The sequence below is a fragment of the Streptomyces tirandamycinicus genome, from assembly GCF_003097515.1.
GTDB lineage: Bacteria > Actinomycetota > Actinomycetes > Streptomycetales > Streptomycetaceae > Streptomyces > Streptomyces tirandamycinicus.
Genome location: NZ_CP029188.1, coordinates 2,516,056 through 2,535,299 on the forward strand (window position 1 = coordinate 2,516,056; position 19,244 = coordinate 2,535,299).

Genomic DNA, 19,244 nt, shown 5'->3' on the forward strand with positions numbered 1-19,244 from the left:
GGGTTGCGTCCCGGCCCCGTGCGGGGTCAGCCGCCCGGGCGCCCGTAGCCGCCGCCACCCGGTGTGCGTACGACCAGGACGTCTCCGGGACCGACCTCCACCGAGTCCACCCCGCGCAGTCGCTCGACCGTCCCGTCGGCGCGCTCCACGGCGTTCGCCCCCGGCGCCCCGGGCTCGCCGCCGGCCATCCCGTAGGGCCTCACCCGCCGGTGCCCGGTCAGCAGGGCGACGGTCATCGGCTCCAGGAAGCGGATGCGGCGCACGACGCCGCATCCGCCCCGCCAGCAACCCGCCCCACCGCTTCCGTCGCGTACCGAGAAGGCGTCCACCCGTACCGGGAAGCGCCACTCCAGCACCTCGGGGTCGGTGAGCCGTGAGTTGGTCATGTGGGTCTGCACGGCATCGGCGCCGTGGAATCCGTCGCCCGCGCCGGATCCGCTCGCCACGGTCTCGTAGTACTGGACGCGGTCGTTGCCGAAGGTGACGTTGTTCATGGTGCCGGAGCCCTCCGCCTGCACCCCGAGCGCCGCGTACAGGGCCCCGGTCACCGCCTGCGAGGTCTCGACGTTCCCGGCCACCGTCGCCGCGGGGTAGGCCGGGGCGAGCATCGAGCCGTCCGGGACGCGTACGTCCAGCGGCTCCAGGCAGCCGCTGTTGAGCGGGATGTCGTCGGCGACCAGCGTGCGGAAGACGTACAGCACGGCGGCCTGCACCACCGACCTGGGGGCGTTGAAGTTGCCCGGCTGCTGCCCGGACGTGCCGGTGAAGTCGATGACGGCCCCCCGGGCCTCACGGTCCACCGTCAGCGTCACCTCGATGACGGCGCCGCCGTCGGTCTCGTAGCGGTAGGAGCCGTCGCCGAGCGCGGCGACGATGCGGCGCACCGACTCCTCGGCGTTGTCACGCACATGGCCCATGTAGGCCTGCACCACGTCGAGCCCGAACTCCTCGACCATCCGGCCCAGTTCGCTGATCCCCTTCTCGTTGGCGGCGATCTGCGCCCGCAGGTCGGCGAGGTTGGTGTCGGGGTCGCGGGACGGGTGGCGGGCGCCGGTGAGCAGTTCCCGGGTCTCGGCCTCGCGCAGCCGCCCGTCCCTGACGAGCAGCCAGTTGTCGAACAGCACCCCCTCCTCGTCGATGGTGCGGCTGAACGCGGGCATCGAGCCCGGGGTGATCCCGCCGATCTCGGCGTGGTGCCCCCGCGAGGCCACGAGGAAGCGCAGCCGGCGGCCGTCCTCGTCGAAGACCGGCGTGACGACCGTGACGTCGGGCAGGTGGGTGCCCCCGTGGTACGGGTCGTTGATGGCGTACACGTCGCCGGGCCGCAGGTCGCCCGCGTTGCGGCGCAGCACCTCCTTGATGGACTCGCCCATCGAGCCCAGGTGCACCGGGATGTGGGGCGCGTTGGCGATGAGGTTGCCGTCGGCATCGAAGAGGGCGCAGGAGAAGTCGAGCCGCTCCTTGATGTTGACCGAGTGGGCGGTGTTCTCCAGCCGCAGGCCCATCTGCTCGGCGATCGCCATGAAGAGGTTGTTGAAGACCTCCAGCAGCACGGGGTCGACGTCCGTGCCCGCGGCGGTACGGCCGGGCCGCGGCCGCACCCGGGTGAGCAGCAGATGCCCTCCCTCGCCGACGGCGGCCCGCCAGCCGGGGTCGACCACGGTGGTGGCGTCGGCCTCGGCGACGATCGCGGGCCCTTCGACGGTGTCGCCCGGTGCGAGGTCCTCGCGGTTCAGCAGCGGGGCGTCGACGCGCCGGCCGTCCAGGAACATCCCCACGGTCTCTCCCCGCCGCGGTACCGCGCCGCCGGTCGCCTCGTCGACGACGACGGTCCCGTGCGGCCCGGCCGTACCCACGGCCTCCACCGACACCGCCTCCACGACCAGCGGCTTGTCCATGGTGAAGGCGTACCGTGCGCGGTGGGCCGCGGTGAACGCCTCCCGGATGGCGGCCTCCGTGCCGAGGGGCACCGGCATCGAGGAGTCCGTGCCGGCGTAGCGGACGAGCACCCGGGCGCGGGTCGCGATCGACGCGTCGGGGACGGCGTCCTCCCGCAGCTCCGCACGGGTGCGCGCGGCCAGTTCGCCGCAGAGCTCCCGCACCCGGCTCATGGTGCCCTCGCCCAGCTCCGCCTCCACCGACTGCTCGCGCATGGCGGTGGCGTCGGCCAGCCCGATGCCGTAGGCGGAGAGCACTCCGGCGAGCGGGGGCACGATCACGGTGTCGATGCCAAGCGCGTCGGCGACCGCGCAGGCGTGCTGGCCGCCGGCGCCGCCGAAGCAGGTCAGGGCGTAGCGGGTCACGTCGTGCCCCCGCTGGACGGAGATCTTCCGGACGGCGTTGGCCATGTTGCGGACCGCGATCTCGAGGAAGCCCGCCGCGACCTCCTCCGGGCTGCGTGCGGTGCCCGTGGCCTCGCGCACCTCCTCGGCCAGCCGGCCGAACCCGTCCCGTACGGCACCGGCGTCGAGCGGCTGGTCGCCGTCGGGGCCGAAGACGGCGGGGAAGTGCCGCGGCTGGATCCTGCCGAGCATCACATTGGCGTCGGTGACGGTGAGCGGTCCGCCGCGCCGGTAGCAGGCGGGGCCCGGCACGGCGCCCGCCGAGTCGGGGCCCACACGGTAGCGCCGGCCGTCGAAGTGGAGGATCGAGCCGCCGCCGGCGGCGACGGTGTGGATGTTCATCATCGGCGCGCGCATCCGCACACCGGCGACCTGGGTGCCCAGCTCCCGTTCGAACTCCCCCGCGTAGTGGGACACATCGGTCGACGTCCCGCCCATGTCGAAGCCGATGACCCGCCGGAAGCCGGCCTGCTCGGAGGTGCGGGCCATGCCGACGACGCCTCCGGCGGGCCCGGACAGCACGGCGTCCTTCCCCCGGAAGTGGGCGGCCTCGCGCAGCCCGCCGTTGGACTGCATGAACATCAGGCGGACGGCCCGGAGTTCCTTCGCGACCTCGTCGACGTAGCGGCGCAGGATCGGCGAGAGGTACGCGTCCACGACGGTGGTGTCGCCGCGGGGTACGAGCTTGATGAGCGGGCTGACCTCGTGCGAGCAGCTCACCTGGGTGAAACCCAGCTCACGCGCCGCGCCGGCGACGGCCGACTCGTGCTCCGGGTGGCGGTAGCCGTGCATGAACACGACCGCCGCACTCGTGAATCCGTCCCGGCGGGCCCGCCGCAGCTCCTCCCGCACCGGCGCGAGGTCCAGCGGCCGGACCACCTCGCCGCGGGCGCCGACCCGTTCGGGAACCTCGACGACACGGTCGTAGACGGCCTCGGGCAGCACGATGTGGCGGTCGAACAGCCGGGGGCGGTTCTGGTACGCGATGCGCAGCGCGTCCCGGAAGCCCTCCGTGACCAGCAGGACGGTCGGTTCGCCCCGGCGCTCCAGCAGCGCGTTGGTGGCCACGGTCGTGCCCATCTTCACGACGTCGACACGGTCCGCGGGCACGGGCTCCCCCGGGCCGAGGCCGAGCAGCAGCCGGATACCGGCGACGGCCGCGTCGGCGTAGTGCTCGGGGTTGTGGGACAGCAGTTTGCGGGTGACGAGCCGGCCGTCGGGGCGTCTCCCCACGATGTCGGTGAACGTCCCGCCACGGTCGATCCAGAACTCCCAGCGCCCGCTCATTCCCCCATTCTGGCAAGCGGCGGGGCGGGGGACAGCGAGGCGAGCGCGGTGGAGAGGGAGTTTTCGGCGAGGTGGTCGAGGCGGGCGCTGGTGCCCCGGGCCCAGTGCCGCACCTCGGCGCCGGCCAGACCCAGCAGCTGGGGCAGCAGATCGGTGCACCGGCGGGCCACCCAGGCGGTGCCGGCCGTGGCCAGCCACACGGCCCTGGCCGTGCGGCCGGGCACGGGCTGCTCGGGCTCGCCGCCGGGCGCGGCGCCGTGGGCGAGCCCCTCGGCGGCCAGCAGTGCGTGGAACCGGCGGGCCATCGCCCGGTGGCCCCGTTCGCCGGGGTGGAGCCGGTCGGCGCTCCACAGGGTGCGGTCCTCGACCCAGCAGTCGTCGGCGAGATGCAGATGGACGGCGGCGTACCGCTCGGAGAGCGCGTGGACGACGGCGTTCACGGCGCGCTGCCGACGCGCGAGCGGCCGGGCCAGCGGTGCGGGCAGCGCGAGCATCCTGCCCGGGTCCGGCAGGCAGGCCGTCAGCAGTCTGCTGCCGCTCGCGCTGAGCGCGGCGCAGACCTTGTCGAGGCGGACGGCGAGGTCCCGGATGTCGAAGCCGTGCCGGAGGGTGTCGTTCACACCGACGATCACGGAGGCGAGGTCCGGCGCGTACGCCAGCGCGGCGGGGGTCTGGGACTCGTGCACGTCGCGGGCGAGCGCGCCGCTGACCGCGAAGTTGCGGAACTCCGCGGGCTGCCGGGTCGTCCCGAGCCCCGGTGCCAGCAGCGCGGCCCAGCCGCGCCACACCCCCTCGACGGGGTCGCCGACGCCTTCGGTGAGCGAGTCCCCGAGGGCGGCGAAGCGGGGGACGCGCAGGGCTGCCGTGCCCGTGGGCCACGGCGGCCCGGACGGCTCAGACGGCTCAGAGGGCTCGGGCAGCCTGGGCAGCTCGGGCACCTCGGACGGCTCGGGCAGCTCGGACAGCCTGGGCGGCTCGGGCGGAACGGGCAGCTCGGACGGCTCGGACGGCTCGGACAACTCGGGGGGCTTGGTGGCGCGGCGGGCCGCAAGTGGCTGGGGCGGGACCGCGGCCACCGCCTCCCCGGCCGGCACGCCGTCTCCCCGGCCGGAGGCGCCCGTTTCCCCCGCGGCACCCGTCGCCGCGCCGTCGCACGGCCGTACCGGACCGACGGTCATGCCACGGCCTTAGGGCGGCCCGGGATCCGGGCGGGGGCGTCGTGGGCGGTGAGGAAGGCGGCGACCGCGCGGTCCCAGCCGAAGAGTTCGGCTCGGGCGCGGGCGGCGGCGCGGCGCGGGCCCTCCGGGCGGGCCAGGAGTTCCCGGACCGCGTCCGCGAAGGCTTCCGGTCTGTCGTGCGCGGCGGCCCCCGCGTCGCCGACGATCTCGGGCAGGGCCGAGGACGCGCTGGCCACCACCGGTGTGCCGCAGGCGAGCGCCTCCAGCGCGGAGAGCCCAAACGTTTCGGCGGGACCGGGCGCCAGGCAGATGTCCGCCGCGGCCTGGAGATCCGCCAGGGCCTCGCGGTCGACGACGTGGCCGAGGAAGTGCACCGGCAGCCGCTCGGCGCGCGCCCGCCGGACCAGCCCCGCGCGCAGCGGGCCCTCCCCCGCCACCACGAGGGCCGCCCGCACCCCGCTCCCGCGCAGCCCGGCGAGGGCGTCCAGGGCCATGCCCGGGCGCTTCTCCACGGAGAGCCGCGAGCAGAGCACCAGCAGGACGTCGGCGCCCTGCGCGTAGCGGGCCCGCAGGACCCGGCTGCGGCGGCCCGGCCGGCAGCGGTCGAGTTCCACGCCGAGGGGTGCGCGCACCACGTTCCGGGCGCCGATCCGGACGAACTCGCGCTCCGCCCACTCCGTGGTGCACACGATCCGCGAGTACGACCAGGCGGTGCGCCTGTTCAGCCGGTCCGCGGCGCGTTCGGCGAGCGCGCCGGGAACGCCCCAGGTGCGCAGCACTCCGTCGGCGGTCTCGTGGGACACCATGACCGAGGGGACGCGACGGCGCCGCGCCCACTCCCCGGTCCAGCGCAGCGTGGTGCGGTCGGAGACCTCCAGCCGGTCGGGGGCGAGTTCCTCGAGCAGCCCGCGCAGCCGGGGCCGGCCGGTGAGAACCCGGTATCCCCCGGTGCCCGGCAGTTCGGGCCCGGGTACGGTGACGACCCGTCCCTGATCGGTGTGTTCGTCGCTCTCGGTGTCGCCGGGGACGACGAGCACCGGCTCGTGGCCTGCGGCCAGATAGCCGCGTCCCAGCTCGCGCAGCGCGGTGCGCAGCCCGCCGGAGGACGGTGTCACGAAGTTGGCGAGCCGCACGATCCGCAGCCCGCCCGCGCCGCCCGCGCGCTGGGCCCTCCGCCCGTACTGCGGGTCCCCGGCACGGGCCACCGGGTACGCCCCGCTCCCTCCGCCCTCCCCGTTCATGCCGCCACCGCCGTGCGCTCCCGGAGCACCTCCGCGTAGTGGTCCAGGAGCCGGTCGCCGACGGCGGACCAGGTCCTGTCCTGCACGGTGGCCCGGGCGGCCCGGCCGTACGCCTGCCGGCGCGCCGGGTCGGCCACCAGGGCCGCCACCGCGTCCCGCACCTCGCCCGCGTCGTGTGGCGGCACGAGCAGCCCGGTCCGGCCGTGGTCGACGAGGTCGAGCGGGCCGCCGGCCGCGGGCGCGACGACCGGCAGACCGCTGGCCATCGCCTCCTGCACGGTCTGGCAGAACGTCTCGTACGGTCCGGTGTGGGCGAACACGTCGAGCGACGCGAAGATCCTGGCCAGGTCGTCGCCGGTGCGCCGGCCGAGGAACACCGCGCCCGGCAGGGAGCTCCGCAGCGTGGCGCCGCTGGGCCCGTCGCCCACCACGACGACCTTGACGCCCGGCAGCGCGCAGACCCCGGAGAGCAGCTCGACGCACTTCTCGGGCGCGAGCCGCCCGACGTAGCCGACGAGCGCCTCGCCGTCCGGGGCGAGGGTGCGCCGCAGCGACTCGTCCCTCAGCCCGGGCCGGAACCGTTCGGTGTCCACCCCGCGCGGCCACAGCCGCACCCGCGGAACGCCGTGCCGCTCCAGGTCGCGGACCGCGGCGCTGGACGGCGCGAGGGTGCGGTCGGCGGCGGTGTGCACGGTGCGGATGCGCCGCCAGGCCGTACTCTCCCCGGCGCCCATGTAGGTGCGGGCGTATCCGGCGAGGTCGGTCTGGTAGACGGCGACGGCGGGCAGCCCGAGCTTCGCCGCGACGCCCATGCCCCGCACGCCGAGGACGAACGGGCTGGCCAGGTGGACGACATCGGCCCGGTGCGCGGTGAGCGCCGCGGCCAGCCGCCGGCTGGGCAGGGCCACCCGCACCTGGGGGTAGCCGGGCAGCGGCAGGGACGGCACGCGCACCACGGGGCAGGGGGCGTCGGCGTCGGGTCCGGCCACCGCCGGGGCGATGACGAGGGGGTCGTGGCCGCGTGCGGCGAGATGCCGGGCGGTCTGCAGGGCGCAGTGCGCCACACCGTTGACGTCGGGCGGGAAGGATTCGGTGACGATGACGACACGCATACTCGTGTTCTCGTCGCGCCGGGGGTGGCGCGGCCAACGTGGATCTTTCCGCGCGTCGAACGTCCCATGAGCGTTTGACCCCGCCCCGGCGTGTGCCCACCGGACCTGCCCCGCGCCGACCCACCCTGCCCGTTTCGGCCGACGGCCACCGCGATGCGGCCCGCCCGGCCCCGGTCGGGCTTCGGGAGGTGCCCGACGGCGCCGGGGCCCGGGCCGCCGGGCACCCGGCCAGGCGAGAGCGCGTCCGGGACGGGTCTCAGAGGGGAGGGGCCTCCGGAGCGAAGCGGCTGCGGACGGCCGTCTGGACCTCGGCCTCCTCCGCGGGATCGGCGGCGAGCCGGCGGAGGCGTTCGGCGACGCGTGCGTCTCGCGTCTCGGCGTGCAGGGCGGCGACCTCTCTCGTCGTCTCCTCGCAGTCCCACAGGCACTCGACGGCGAAGCCGGTGGCGAAGGAGGGGTCGGTGGCGGCCAGGGCGCGGGCCGTACGGCCGCGCAACCGGGAGGAGGTGGTCTCGCGGTAGATGTGCCGCAGTACGGGTGCCGCGCAGCCGATGCCGAGTCGGCCGGCACCGTCGACCAGGGCCCACAGCAGCGGGGCGTCCGGTCCGTCGGCGCGGACGGTCTCGCGGAGTGCGCCGAGGACGAGCTCGCCGTCCTGGCCGCCGCCGCGGCAGGCGAGGACGCCCGCCGCCGAGGCACCGAGCGCGTCGGGCCGGTGGACCCAGCCGCGTGCCCGGTCGACGGCGGCCTCGCCGCACATCCGCTCGAACGCGGCGACGGCGGCGTCGGCGACGGTACGGGACGGGTCGGCCGCCGCGGCCTCGATGAGATCGAGGACGGCGGGGTCCCGTGCCTCCGCCAGGTAGTGCAGGGCCGCGCAGCGTGCGCCGTCGGGCCCGCTGCGTGCGGTCTCGACGATCAGCGGCCGGTCGTCGGGCCCGGCGACGGCGCCGAGGCAGCGCGCCGCGGGCACGTGCAGGGCGCTGCCGCGTTCCGCTCCCTGCCGGGCCCAGTCGAAGACGGACTGGACGCTCCAGCCGGGGCGTGGCCCGGTGGGCCGCATTTGGCGCTGCCAGCGGTCGAAGGAGCCGCCGTCGCGTGCGGCACGCACCCGGGCGCCGACCGACTCCCGGCGGTCCTCGGCCCAGAGCCGCCACGGCCTCGGCTCGAAGGCGTCGCGTACGGCGGCGACCAGTTCGGCGTCGCCCTCCGGGGTGGCCGGGAAACGGCCGAGCACGGCGCCGGCGAGTGAGCGGAGCCCCGCGTCGTCGTCGCGCAGGGCGAGCTCGTCGAGGGCCCAGGCCCAGTTGGCACCGGTCGCCGCGTACCTGCGGAGCAGCACGAGGGCGTCGTCGCGCCCGTACGAGGCCAGGTGCCCCAGTACGGAGAGCGCGAGTCCGGTCCGGGTGTCCTCGGTGTCGAGAGCGTCCCCGGGGCCGAAGAGGTGGGACTCGACGGCCTCGAGACCGCCGCCGAGGTCCAGGAAGAGGCGGGCGTAGTAGAGGGAGCGGTTCTCCACCTGCCAGTCGTGGCGGGGGTCGTGGAGCACACACTGGTTGAGGGCCTCGAGCGCGTCGGCGCGCGGCGCGGCGAGCGCGTGCAGCGTGCCGTCGCCGCGGCCCCTCTGCAGCAGGCCGAGCAGGGTGCCGCTCGGCGCTATGACAGGTTCGAACATGGGAAAGTGCCTCACATCAAGCTGTCGACGCAACCGGGGGTGTGTTCGCCTAGGCCGCGCGGCAACATGATCGGCTGCCCGTGGTCTTCCGCTTGTTGTAAACCATCTTCCTCTGCCTCTCGTCGGTGGCCCCAGCGGGCCCGACGTCATGATGACCCAGCCATTTCGTCGCCGCGACCACATTTCGGGCGACTGCTCCCCCCTTGCGTTCAACTCCCGTTCACCGGGCGCCGAACAGCTCCAGGAGGTCCGCCTTCCCGAACATCCGCGCGGTATCCACCGCGGACGGGGTTCCCGCCGCCGGGTCGGCTCCGCCGTCCAGCAGGGCCCGGATCACCTCGTCCTCGCCCTTGAAGACGGCGCCGGCGAGGGGGGTCTGGCCGCGGTCGTTGGGGCGGTCCGCGTCGGCCCCGCGGGCGAGCAGGGCGGTCACCGCGCCGGCGTGGCCGTGGTAGGCGGCGAGCATGACGAGCGAGTCGCCGTTGTCGTTGGTGAGGTTCGCCGGGACACCGGCGTCGACATAGGCGGCGAGCGCCTCGGCGTCTCCCCGCCGCGCCAGGTCGAAGACCCTGGAGGCCAGCTCGACCACCTCGGGGTCCGGGGCATCACTCATACGAGGACTTCCTCTCTTTGCGACGACGAACGGCGCCCGGTGCGTCCCGGGCCCCCGGCAGCGGCTTGACCTGCCGCTTCGGTAGGCGGTGCGGAATCGCACGAGCGAACCGACAGGGTACTGCGGCCTGCGGAGGGGCACACTCCGCGTCCCGGCGGCCAGAATCGAGGGACCCCGCAGCGAGTGCCGCCGGGACCGCGGCGAGGGCCGCTCCCAAGCCGCGCCGAGGACCGCACCCGGGTCCGCACCCACGCCCGCACCGGGGGCGGCGCCGGGATCCGCGATGGGCGGCAGAGCGAAGATCGACACCCGATCGGCAACGATCCGCCATCCGCCGTTCCGGCGAATAGAGCGATCTTTCACTCGAATGCACCTTTTGTCGTATAGATACCTCCTGTGAGGATGGAAGGACTCATGGTGACTGTCCCCTCAACCAGGAGAACCGCTCATGATTCTGTCCATCTCAGGCGTCGTGCTGCTGGGCATCATCGTCTTCCTGTTCTTCAAGAAGGACGGGCTGAAGGCCTCGCACGCGCTGGTCTGCGCACTCTTCGGCTTCTACCTGGCGGGCACGGCCATCGCCCCGAGCATCACCGCAGGAGGAGCGAGCCTGGCCAGTCTCCTGGGCGGGATCAAGTTCTGACCTCCCGTATCCCTCCCCGTCCAACTCCCCGTCCCCCTCCCCACCACTCGAGGAGCAGGAGAAGCACGTGGCCCGGCGACCACTCCCCCGCATTCCGATCAGCGGCAACGACCGGATCGCTCGCAGCCGCGAGCTCGCGCGGACGGCCGCCGACAACGCCACCGACGTCCTCCATCCGCTCATCACGATCAGCCGCGGGCTGAGGCTGCTGGCCGCCGCCGGACTGCGCAAGTGGTCCGACACGCCCAAGGACCGGCGTGGCCCCGGGCTGTTCCTGGCGGCGGTCTGCGTCCTGGCGGTCGCGCTCGCCCCCTACGGGCCACTGCTGGGGCTGATCGGCCTGATGGGAGTGGCCGCCTGGAAGGGACGGGAGCGCACGCCGGTGCGCACCGGCCCCGAGGAGTCGCAGGTCGCGCGGCTGCAGGCGCTCCACGACGCGCTGGTGCCGTACTTCTCCGTCCCGGAGGATCCGAGTCCGCTCTTCGCCCACGGCGGGGAGTGGGCCAAGGCGTTCAGCGACCACGAGTTCGACGCGGACGGGCGGCTGACCCGGCTGCGGGTGAAGTACCCGCCGTACTTCCCCGACGGCGAGGCCGAGGCCCGCGCCCGGATCGAGCATCTGCTGCACGCCAAGTCGGGCCGCGGCCGCGAGTACCTGTTCGTCTGGGACGAGGAGGCCAACCAGCTGCTGATGAGCGTCCTGCCCGCGCTCCCGGTCACCATCGCCGCCCAGCGCTTCGTGACCGCTCCCGGCGAACTGGTCCTCGGCTTCACCGACCCGGACGCCGTCCGGCGGACCATGCCGGTCCTCGACGGCGACGCGACGAGGGACGCGCCGCCCGTGGTGTGGCGCACCGGACCGCGCTCGACGGAGCCGCATCTGCTGGCCGTCGGCCACCCCGGCAGCGGCACGACGTCCCTGCTGCGCTCCCTGGCCCTGCAGGCGCTGCCGTACGGGGACGTCCTGATCGTGGAGGGCAGCGGCACCGGCGAGTACGCCTGCCTGACGGGCCGTGCCGGTGTACTCGCCGTCGAGTGCGGACTCGCCGGGGCGCTGGCCGGCCTGGAGTGGGCGGCCCATGAGACGGAGCGCCGGCTCATCGCCGCCAACCGGGCCCGGCAGTCGGGGCACCCCGCCCCCGAGGACGTCCGGCGCCCGCTGTGCATCCTGGTGGACAAACCCAGCGTGCTCAGCCATGTGGCGGCCGCGGACGGCAGGCCCGACCCCCAGCAGCTGCTGCAGATCCCGCTCAGGCACGGCCGGGCCGCGCACGTGACCGTGGCCGTGGCCGACCAGTTCGACAGCCTCGAGTTCCTGGACGAGACGGTGCGCACGCACACCCGTGCCCGCCTCGTACTCGGTCCGGCGACCCCGGAGCAGGTGAAAGGCGTGCTCGGCGCGCCCCCGCACACGACCCCCACCGCCGACGTGCCGCCCGGCCGGGGCTACGTCCGGATGGGGACCGGAGCGGTGCTCAGGCTCCAGGTTCCCGCGACGCCCGACCCGTACGACGAGGCCGCGAGCGAGGCGCACCGCCAGGCCGTGCTGGGTCTGCTCCCGGAGCGGTACGGCACCGGGGAGCCGGAGGTGCCGCGGGACCGTCGGGCCGGGGAGCCGGAGGCCGGTTCCGCGGGCTCCGGCGGCACGGCGCTCACCGGGCCCCATACGGAGGTTCCGGCCGGTCCGGCGCGCGGGACGGCCACCGGGCCCGTGCCGGAGCCGGCGTCGGGCCCGGCCGCCCGGACCGCCTCGGCCCCGGTACCGGCGGAAGGCTGACCCCGACGGGCACGCACCGCCTCGGCATCCGCACCGGTACCGGATACCCGCACCGGCGGAAGACCGGCCCGCACACCGCCTTGGGCCGGGCACCACACCGGCACCGGAACCCGCACCGGAACCCGCGCCGGCACCGGCACCGGCACCGGCGGGGAGCCGACCGGAGCCGAACCGTCTCGTCGCGCCGGCCGCTCAGCCGGGCGCCGTCCCGCGCCGCAGCGCTCCTCCCGGGGGGCGGCAGGACGTGCGGCCTTCGCGCCGGGCCGCCAGGACTCCCCGGTCCTCACGCCGCGAACGTCCTCACGCCGCGAACGTCCTCACGCCACGAACGTCCTCGGCGCCTCCGTGCCCGTGGTCACGCCCGTCCTGACCAGCCGGGCCGCCGCAGCCAGCCGGGCGGCGGCCTCCTCGGCGACCGGTCCGCCGACGGTGAAGGGCAGCCGGACGTACCCCTCGAACGCGCCGTCCACACCGAACCGCGGCCCGGATGGGACGCGTACGCCCACGCGTTCGCCGACCTCCGCGAGCCGGGATCCGGACAGGCCGCCCGCGCGGACCCACAGCGTCAGACCGCCGTGCGGGATCTCGAACTCCCAGTCCGGCAGCTCCCGGTGGAGCGCCGCCACCATGTCGTCGCGGTTCCGCCGGGCCTGCTCACGCCGCAGGGCGACCGCCTCGTCCCAGCCGCCGGTCCGCATCAGCCAGTCGACACCCAGCTGTTCCAGGACCGGGGTGCCCAGGTCGGCGTAGGCACGCGCGGCGACCAGGGAGCGGATCACGTCCGGGGCGGCCCGGACCCAGCCGATCCGCATGCCCGCCCAGAACGCCTTGCTGGCCGAGCCGACGGTGAGGACCGTCGAGCCGGCGGGGTCGAAGGCGCAGACGGGCCGGGGCATGGCGGTTCCGTCGTCGAGGCGCAGCTCGGACATCGTCTCGTCCACCACGAGCACGGTGCCCGCCGAGCGGGCGGCGTCGACGAGCTGCCGCCTCTGGTCCTCGTCCGCGAGCGCCCCGGTGGGGTTGTGGAAGTCGGCGACGACATAGGCGAGCCGGGGTGCGGCGTCGCGCAGCACCTGTCGCCAGCGGGGCAGATCCCAGCCCCGCAGCCCCTCGGCCATGGCGACCGGCACCAGCCGGGCACCGGCCTCGCGCATCAGCTGGAGGATGTTGGCGTAGGAGGGCGACTCCACGGCGACGCGCTCCCCCCGCCCCGCGAAGAGGTGGCAGATCGCGTCCATGGCGCCCATGGCACCGGTGGTCACCATGATCTGTTCGGGCATGGTGGGGATGCCGCGCCGGGTGTACCGGTCGGCGAGCATCTGGCGCAGTGCGGGCAGGCCGGCCGGGTAGTCGCCGTGGGTGTGCGCGTAAGGCGGCAGCTCCTCCAGCGCGCCCTGGATGCCCCGGGTCAGCCAGGGCTCGGGCGCCGGGAGCGCGGCGCAGCCGAGGTCGATCATGGAGCCGAGGGATTCCGGGGGCAGCGGTTCGAGGCCGCGTGCGGGCAGCGGATTGCCCGCGGGCACGGCCGTCCAGCTGCCCGCCCCTCGGCGGGACTCCAGGAAGCCCTCGTTGCGCAGGGCCTCGTACGCGGCGGCCACCGTCGTCCGGCTGACGGCCAGGGCCATCGCCAGTTCGCGCTCGGCGGGCAGCCGGGCGGCGACGGGGACCCGGCCCTCCAGGACGAGCAGCCGGATGCCGTCCGCGAGGGCACGGTAGGCGGGCGGCCTGCGGGTGCCGGGGCCCGCCGGACGCGGCTGCTGCGCCTGCAGTTGCCTGGCCAGCGCGGGCGCCCCCACCGCCGAAGTCCACTGAGCCATGAAAGTCAGTCCACCTTCCCTTGATTGGCCATGGTTGGCACGCATGCCCCTGCCACAGGGTGTCATGCATCAGTCCACTTCCACCAGCGGGGGCAGAATCTTGTCCATCACGTCCGGTCTGCGGGGCAGGCGCCTGCCCCGCAGACTGCTGCAGCTCTACATCGGTCTGGCGCTCTACGGGGCGAGCTCCGCCCTGCTGGTCCGCGGGGGCCTCGGCCTGGAGCCCTGGGGTGTGCTGCACCAGGGCCTGGCCGAGCGGACGGGCCTCACCATCGGCGTCGTCTCGATCATCGTCGGCGCCGCGGTGCTGCTGCTGTGGGTGCCGCTGCGCCAGCGGCCCGGACTGGGCACGGTCTCCAATGTCTTCGTGATCGGCATCGCGATGGACGGCACCCTCGCCGCGGTGCCCGGCGTCCACGGGCCGGCCGCGCAGATCCCGCTGACGGTGGCGGGAATCGTGCTCAACGGAATGGCCACCGGCCTCTACATCTCGGCCCGCTTCGGACCCGGTCCGCGCGACGGGCTGATGACCGGGCTGCACCGGCTGACCGGCCGGTCCGTCCGGCTGGTCCGCACGGCGATCGAGGTGGCGGTCGTGGCGACCGGGTTCGCCCTCGGCGGCACGGTGGGAGCGGGCACGGTCGTGTACGCGCTGTCCATCGGCCCGCTGGCGCAGCTGTTCCTGCGGGTGTTCGCCATCCCGCCGGCCGGGTCAGGAAGCACGGTCGTCGCCGGATCTTCACCCGAACGGGTGATACTGCGTTCGTGACTTCCGCAGCGCGCCCGAGGCATCCCTATCTCGACCACCCCGCCCCCATCCCGTTCGCCCACCGCGGCGGCACGGCCGGCGGCCTGGAGAACACGGCGGCGGCGTTCCGGCGCGCGGCGGCGCTCGGCTACCGCTACTTCGAGACGGACGTGCACACCACCGCGGACGGCAGGCTCGTCGCGTTCCACGACCCGACCCTGGACCGGGTGACCGACGCGCGCGGCCGGATCGACCGGCTGCCGTGGGCCGAGGTCGCACGGGCCCGGGTGGCCGGGAAGGAGCCCCTCCCGCTCTTCGAGGACCTCCTGGAGGAGTTCCCGGCGTCCCGCTGGAACGTCGACATCAAGGCGGAGGGCGCACTGGAGCCGCTCGTCGACCTCGTGCGGCGGAGGAACGCCTGGGACCGGGTGTGCGTCGGCTCGTTCTCGGAGGGCCGGGTCTCCCGTGCGTACCGGCTCGCCGGCCCCAGGCTCGCGACGTCGTACGGCGTGCGCGGGGTGATCGGCCTGCGGCTGCGCTCGCTCGGCATCCCCGCCGCGGTCCGCCGGGGGGCGGTGTGCGCGCAGGTGCCCCGGTCGCAGGGCGGGGTGCGGGTGGTGGACCGCCGGTTCGTCCGAGAGGCCCACGCGCGCGGGCTCCAGGTGCACGTGTGGACCGTGAACGATCCGGACCGTACGGCCGCTCTCCTGGACCTGGGAGTGGATGGCATCATGACCGATCATCTGGAGATGCTGCGTACGGTGATGACCGACCGGGGAGCCTGGGTCTGAGCGGCGCGCGTCTCCGCCACGGGGACGAGTGAGGGGGGCGGACCATGGCCGCCGGCACCGCGGACGGGACCACCGGGACGGACGACGCCGCCCGCCGGCGCGAGCAGCGCGGCTGGTACTTCTACGACTTCGCGTGCTCCGTCTACTCCACGAGCGTGCTGACGGTCTTCCTCGGCCCCTATCTCACCGTGGTGGCGAAGTCCGCCGCGGACCCCGCCGGTTTCGTCCACCCGCTCGGCATCCCGGTCCGCGCCGGCTCCGTGTTCCCGTACGCGGTGTCGGTCTCGGTGGTGGTGGCGGTGCTGGCGATGCCCATGGTGGGCGCGATCGCCGACCGCACGGGCCGCAAGAAGCCGCTGCTGGCCGCCGCCGCCTATCTGGGGGCCACGGCGACGGCGGGCATGTTCTTCCTCGACGGTGACCGCTATCTGCTCGGTGCCTTCCTGCTGATCGTCGCCAACGCCTCGCTGTCGGTCTCGATGGTCCTCTACAACGCGTACCTGCCGCAGATCGCCGGGCCGGAGGAACGGGACACGGTCTCCTCGCGCGGCTGGGCCTTCGGCTACACCTCGGGGGCGCTGGTCCTCGTGCTCAACCTGGTGCTCTACACCGGCCACGGGTCCCTCGGCCTCTCCGAGTCGGAGGCGGTCCGCGTCTGCCTCGCCTCGGCGGGCGTTTGGTGGGGGGCCTTCGCGCTCGTACCGCTGCGCCGGCTGCGGGACCGGCGTACCGCCGGGGACGCGCCGCCCGCTCCGGGCGCGGGCGCGGTCGGGGCGGGGTGGCGCCAGTTGAGGGCGACCCTGAAGGACATGCGGCGCCATCCGCTGACGCTGTCCTTCCTGCTGGCCTACCTGGTCTACAACGACGGGGTGCAGACGGTGATCTCCCAGGCGTCGGTGTACGGCTCCGAGGAGCTGGGCCTCGACCAGACCACCCTGATCACGGCGGTACTGCTGGTCCAGGTGCTGGCGGTGGCGGGCGCGCTGGGCATGGGCCGGCTGGCCCGCTCGCACGGGGCCAAGCGCACCATCCTCGGCTCGCTCGCCGTGTGGACGCTGATCCTCGCCGCCGGCTACCTCCTGCCGCCGCGGACGCCGCTGTGGTTCTACGCGCTGGCCGCGGCGATCGGCCTGGTGCTGGGCGGCAGCCAGGCGCTGTCCCGCTCGCTGTACTCCCACCTGGTCCCGCGGGGCAAGGAGGCGGAGTACTTCTCCGCGTACGAGATGAGCGACCGGGGGCTGAGCTGGCTGGGACCGCTCGTGTTCGGTCTGGCGTTCCAGATCACGGGCAGCTACCGGGCCGCCATCATCTCTTTGGTGATCTTCTTCGCACTGGGGTTCGTGCTCCTGGCCCGCGTTCCGGTGAGGCGTGCGATCGCCGAGGCGGGGAACCCGGTCCCGAAACGGATTTAGACGTTGAAGCGAAGGGCCGGTAGTGTACGCCTTTGGCCTGCCAGGCGGACCGTTACTGCGTGCTGAAAAGCTCCAAACGCTGGGTGACACTTTCTGCCAGATGTGACAAACCGGGCACTGGTGGGTACCCAAACCCTGGAAAAGCAGCGGCACGACGGGCGACGACGCATGACCGGCAACGGGAATCTTCACCGCCGACCGGACGTTGACCGGATGACGACGACAGCGACACCTGTCCTGTGGGCGACAAGCCCGGGAGGCACGATTCATGAGTGAGCGAGCTCTTCGCGGCACGCGCCTCGTGGTGACCAGCTACGAGACCGACCGCGGCATCGATCTGGCCCCGCGCCAGGCGGTGGAGTACGCATGCCAGAACGGACATCGTTTCGAGATGCCGTTCTCGGTCGAGGCGGAGATTCCGCCGGAGTGGGAGTGCAAGGCGTGCGGCGCCCAGGCGCTCCTGGTGGACGGGGACGGCCCCGAGGAGAAGAAGGGGAAGCCCGCGCGTACGCACTGGGACATGCTCATGGAGCGGCGCACGCGTGAGGAGCTCGAGGAGGTGCTGGCCGAGCGGCTGGCCGTCCTCCGCTCCGGGGCCATGAACATCGCGGTGCACCCGCGCGACAGCCGGAAGTCCGCGTAGGGACGCACCACCGACTCGCACAGAGCGCAGGAGCCGTGGGTTGCGGCACATACCGTGTGCCGCAACCCACGGCTCCTGCGTGTGCACTCACGTACGCCGCGCCCGGCGGTCGCGACCGCCGGGCGGGTGCGGGCAGGGCAGGCAGGCAGGCAGGCAGGCAGGCACCGGACGGTACGCGCCCGGCCCCGCGGGAACCGCCGCACCACCGCGCGGGCGCACCCGGTCATACGGTGCCGGGAGCGTGTGGCGGACCACCGGATCGGAGGACCCGGGAGGAGCCGCGGGCGACCGGGACGTGCAGCACGCCCTGGCTAGGAGGTCAGCGGCGGACGCGGGCCCTGCTCGGGGTGGGACCGCGCGGGTGCGTCCTCGCGGACGACCTCACCCTGCACGACCTTTCCGTCCGGACGGTGAATACGGGCCTGCTGGAAGGCGTCGCCGAGGGAACCGGGGGTCGCCTGCCGCATACGGCGCTCCAGCGACCGCTCCGCCCTCCGGCCGAGAGCGGTACGGACCGGTGGGACCAGCAGCAGCAGTCCCGCCGCGTCGGAGATCAGGCCCGGCAGCATGAGGAGCAGTCCGCCGAGCATCAGGAAGCCGTTGCCCGTGCCCGATCGGTCCTCGGCCGGCGCGGTGCCGGACTGCTGCCGCTGAAGGGTCTCCGACAGACTGCGGAAGGCGCGGCGGCCGGCCCGCTTGATCACCACGGCGCCGAGCAGCCCGCCTGCCACGAGCAGCGCGAAGACGGTGAACCCGCCTGCGGCACCTGCGACGACGGTGAGCAGCCAGATCTCCAGCACCAGCCAGGCGGCGATGCCGAGGGGAACGAAGGTGCGGGCGCGGGAGCGCCTCGGGGCGGTCGGTGTCGTTGCGCCGGTCGTCATGCTCCCAGTGTGCCGGGTCTCCGGCCGGAGCGGAGTGAGCGCCGGATCGTCGCCGGGCCGGAAAGGGGTCGTGACGGGACCCGGGCCTCGGCCCGGCCGGCCGGGTCGCACCGGGGCGGCCGGGTCGCACCGGGGACCGGTCCGGCCCCCGCCCCGGCGGACGCGCTCACCCCGGCGGCGGTGCACGGTCCGGGGCGGGGCGGGGCGCGGGACCGCCCCCGCTGTCAGAGCGGCCTGCGTCCGATGATCTTGCCCGCCCGGGCACCGACACCCCAGGCCGTGACCCGCCACAGGGCCTCCACGACGATGTCCCGGCTCATCTTGGAGTCGCCCAGCTCGCGCTCCACGAAGGTGATAGGGACCTCCACCACGTGGAAACCGGCCTCCACGGCCCGCCGGGCGAGGTCCACCTGGAAGCAGTAGCCCTGCGACGCCACGCCGTCCAGCCCCAGCCCTTCGAGGGTCTCCTTGCGGAAGGCGCGGAAGCCGCCCGTGACGTCCCGGATCGGCACGCCGAGCAGCAGTCGCGAGTACGTGCTGCCGCCGCGCGAGAGGAACTCGCGGGACTTGGGCCAGTTCACCACGCGCCCGCCCGGCACCCACCGGGAGCCGAGCACGAGGTCGGCGCCCTTGAGCGCGGTGAGGAGCCTGGGCAGTTCCTCCGGCTGGTGGGAGCCGTCGGCGTCCATCTCGACCAGGACGCCGTAGCCGTTGTCGATTCCCCAGCGGAAGCCCGCGAGGTAGGCGGCTCCGAGGCCCTCCTTGCCCTTGCGGTGCAGGACGTGGACCTGGCCGTCCTGGGCCGAGAGCTCGTCGGCGATCTTCCCCGTCCCGTCGGGGCTGTTGTCGTCGGCGACCAGGACGTCGGCCTCCGGCACGGCGGCACGCACCCGGGAGACGATCGGCTCGATGTTCTCCGCCTCGTTGTAGGTCGGGATGATCACCAAGGCTTTGCCGAGCCGGCCGTATCGCCGCTGACCGCCGTCGTTCATGCTGCCCCTTCACGTTCGTACGCAGGGACCCACCATAGCGAGCACCGCGGAGGCGACGCCGACGGAACGGTTGCGAGGCCTGAGGGTCG

The 19,244-nt window shown here is 74.3% G+C and carries 15 protein-coding genes; 6 read left to right on the forward strand and 9 right to left on the reverse strand.

Annotation, left to right across the window (positions count from 1 at the left end):
* Positions 1 to 26 precede the first annotated feature (26 nt).
* The 6 genes from DDW44_RS11080 to DDW44_RS11105 all read right to left on the reverse strand — a co-directional run bounded on the left by DDW44_RS11080 (position 27) and on the right by DDW44_RS11105 (position 9,448).
* Positions 27 to 3,629, reverse strand: a complete 3,603-nt coding sequence (locus tag DDW44_RS11080) for a hydantoinase B/oxoprolinase family protein (RefSeq protein ID WP_108906318.1) — start codon at positions 3,627 to 3,629, stop codon at positions 27 to 29.
* A complete protein-coding gene (locus DDW44_RS11085) occupies positions 3,626 to 4,807 on the reverse strand; it encodes an SGNH/GDSL hydrolase family protein (RefSeq protein ID WP_425275631.1) in 1,182 nt (393 codons plus the stop codon). Before DDW44_RS11085 ends, DDW44_RS11080 begins: the two co-directional genes overlap by 4 nt.
* A complete protein-coding gene (locus DDW44_RS11090) occupies positions 4,804 to 6,048 on the reverse strand; it encodes a glycosyltransferase (RefSeq protein ID WP_108906319.1) in 1,245 nt (414 codons plus the stop codon). Before DDW44_RS11090 ends, DDW44_RS11085 begins: the two co-directional genes overlap by 4 nt.
* Entirely contained in the window at positions 6,045 to 7,160 is a 1,116-nt protein-coding gene (locus DDW44_RS11095) for a glycosyltransferase family 4 protein (protein ID WP_108906320.1), read from the reverse strand. The genes DDW44_RS11090 and DDW44_RS11095 overlap by 4 nt, the downstream gene beginning before the upstream one ends.
* A gap of 256 nt (positions 7,161 to 7,416) precedes the next feature.
* A complete protein-coding gene (locus DDW44_RS11100; RefSeq protein ID WP_017949567.1) occupies positions 7,417 to 8,835 on the reverse strand; it encodes a hypothetical protein in 1,419 nt (472 codons plus the stop codon).
* A gap of 220 nt (positions 8,836 to 9,055) precedes the next feature.
* Positions 9,056 to 9,448 (reverse strand): ankyrin repeat domain-containing protein, encoded by a 393-nt coding sequence (locus DDW44_RS11105; RefSeq protein ID WP_017949566.1) that lies wholly within the window; start codon positions 9,446 to 9,448, stop codon positions 9,056 to 9,058.
* 448 nt (positions 9,449 to 9,896) lie between these two features.
* Between DDW44_RS11105 and DDW44_RS11110 the strand changes: the two genes are divergently transcribed.
* Together DDW44_RS11110 and DDW44_RS11115 are read left to right on the forward strand one after the other, a co-directional pair.
* A complete protein-coding gene (locus tag DDW44_RS11110) occupies positions 9,897 to 10,091 on the forward strand; it encodes a hypothetical protein (RefSeq protein WP_017949565.1) in 195 nt (64 codons plus the stop codon).
* A gap of 67 nt (positions 10,092 to 10,158) precedes the next feature.
* The gene (locus DDW44_RS11115; RefSeq protein ID WP_108906321.1) at positions 10,159 to 11,868 is read left to right on the forward strand and encodes a hypothetical protein; all 1,710 of its coding nucleotides are present in this window, start codon (positions 10,159 to 10,161) and stop codon (positions 11,866 to 11,868) included.
* A gap of 317 nt (positions 11,869 to 12,185) precedes the next feature.
* Here DDW44_RS11115 and DDW44_RS11120 read toward each other — a convergent pair whose 3' ends face one another.
* Positions 12,186 to 13,685 carry an SCO1417 family PLP biosynthesis transcription factor gene (locus DDW44_RS11120; RefSeq protein ID WP_108906322.1) on the reverse strand — a complete coding sequence of 500 codons (1,500 nt, stop codon included), beginning with the start codon at positions 13,683 to 13,685 and terminating at the stop codon, positions 12,186 to 12,188.
* A gap of 64 nt (positions 13,686 to 13,749) precedes the next feature.
* On the opposite strand from DDW44_RS11120, the gene yczE reads away from it, so the two are divergent.
* From yczE to DDW44_RS11140, 4 genes are all read left to right on the forward strand, one after another.
* A complete protein-coding gene (yczE, locus tag DDW44_RS11125; RefSeq protein ID WP_199782165.1) occupies positions 13,750 to 14,454 on the forward strand; it encodes a membrane protein YczE in 705 nt (234 codons plus the stop codon).
* Positions 14,451 to 15,224 (forward strand): glycerophosphodiester phosphodiesterase family protein, encoded by a 774-nt coding sequence (locus DDW44_RS11130; protein ID WP_027734332.1) that lies wholly within the window; start codon positions 14,451 to 14,453, stop codon positions 15,222 to 15,224. Before yczE ends, DDW44_RS11130 begins: the two co-directional genes overlap by 4 nt.
* 44 nt (positions 15,225 to 15,268) lie before the next feature.
* Positions 15,269 to 16,636, forward strand: coding sequence for an MFS transporter (locus tag DDW44_RS11135; RefSeq protein ID WP_108906323.1), 1,368 nt, complete (start codon positions 15,269 to 15,271; stop codon positions 16,634 to 16,636).
* Positions 16,637 to 16,904: 268 nt separating this feature from the next.
* On the forward strand, positions 16,905 to 17,279 hold the full coding sequence (locus tag DDW44_RS11140; RefSeq protein ID WP_003959706.1) for an RNA polymerase-binding protein RbpA: 375 nt from the start codon (positions 16,905 to 16,907) through the stop codon (positions 17,277 to 17,279).
* A 311-nt stretch (positions 17,280 to 17,590) separates the two neighbouring features.
* Here the strand turns inward: DDW44_RS11140 and fxsA are convergent, their stop codons facing one another.
* Together fxsA and DDW44_RS11150 are read right to left on the reverse strand one after the other, a co-directional pair.
* Positions 17,591 to 18,163, reverse strand: a complete 573-nt coding sequence (gene fxsA / locus DDW44_RS11145; RefSeq protein ID WP_108906324.1) for an FxsA family membrane protein — start codon at positions 18,161 to 18,163, stop codon at positions 17,591 to 17,593.
* Positions 18,164 to 18,387: 224 nt separating this feature from the next.
* On the reverse strand, positions 18,388 to 19,155 hold the full coding sequence (locus DDW44_RS11150; protein ID WP_018892433.1) for a polyprenol monophosphomannose synthase: 768 nt from the start codon (positions 19,153 to 19,155) through the stop codon (positions 18,388 to 18,390).
* Positions 19,156 to 19,244 lie beyond the last annotated feature (89 nt).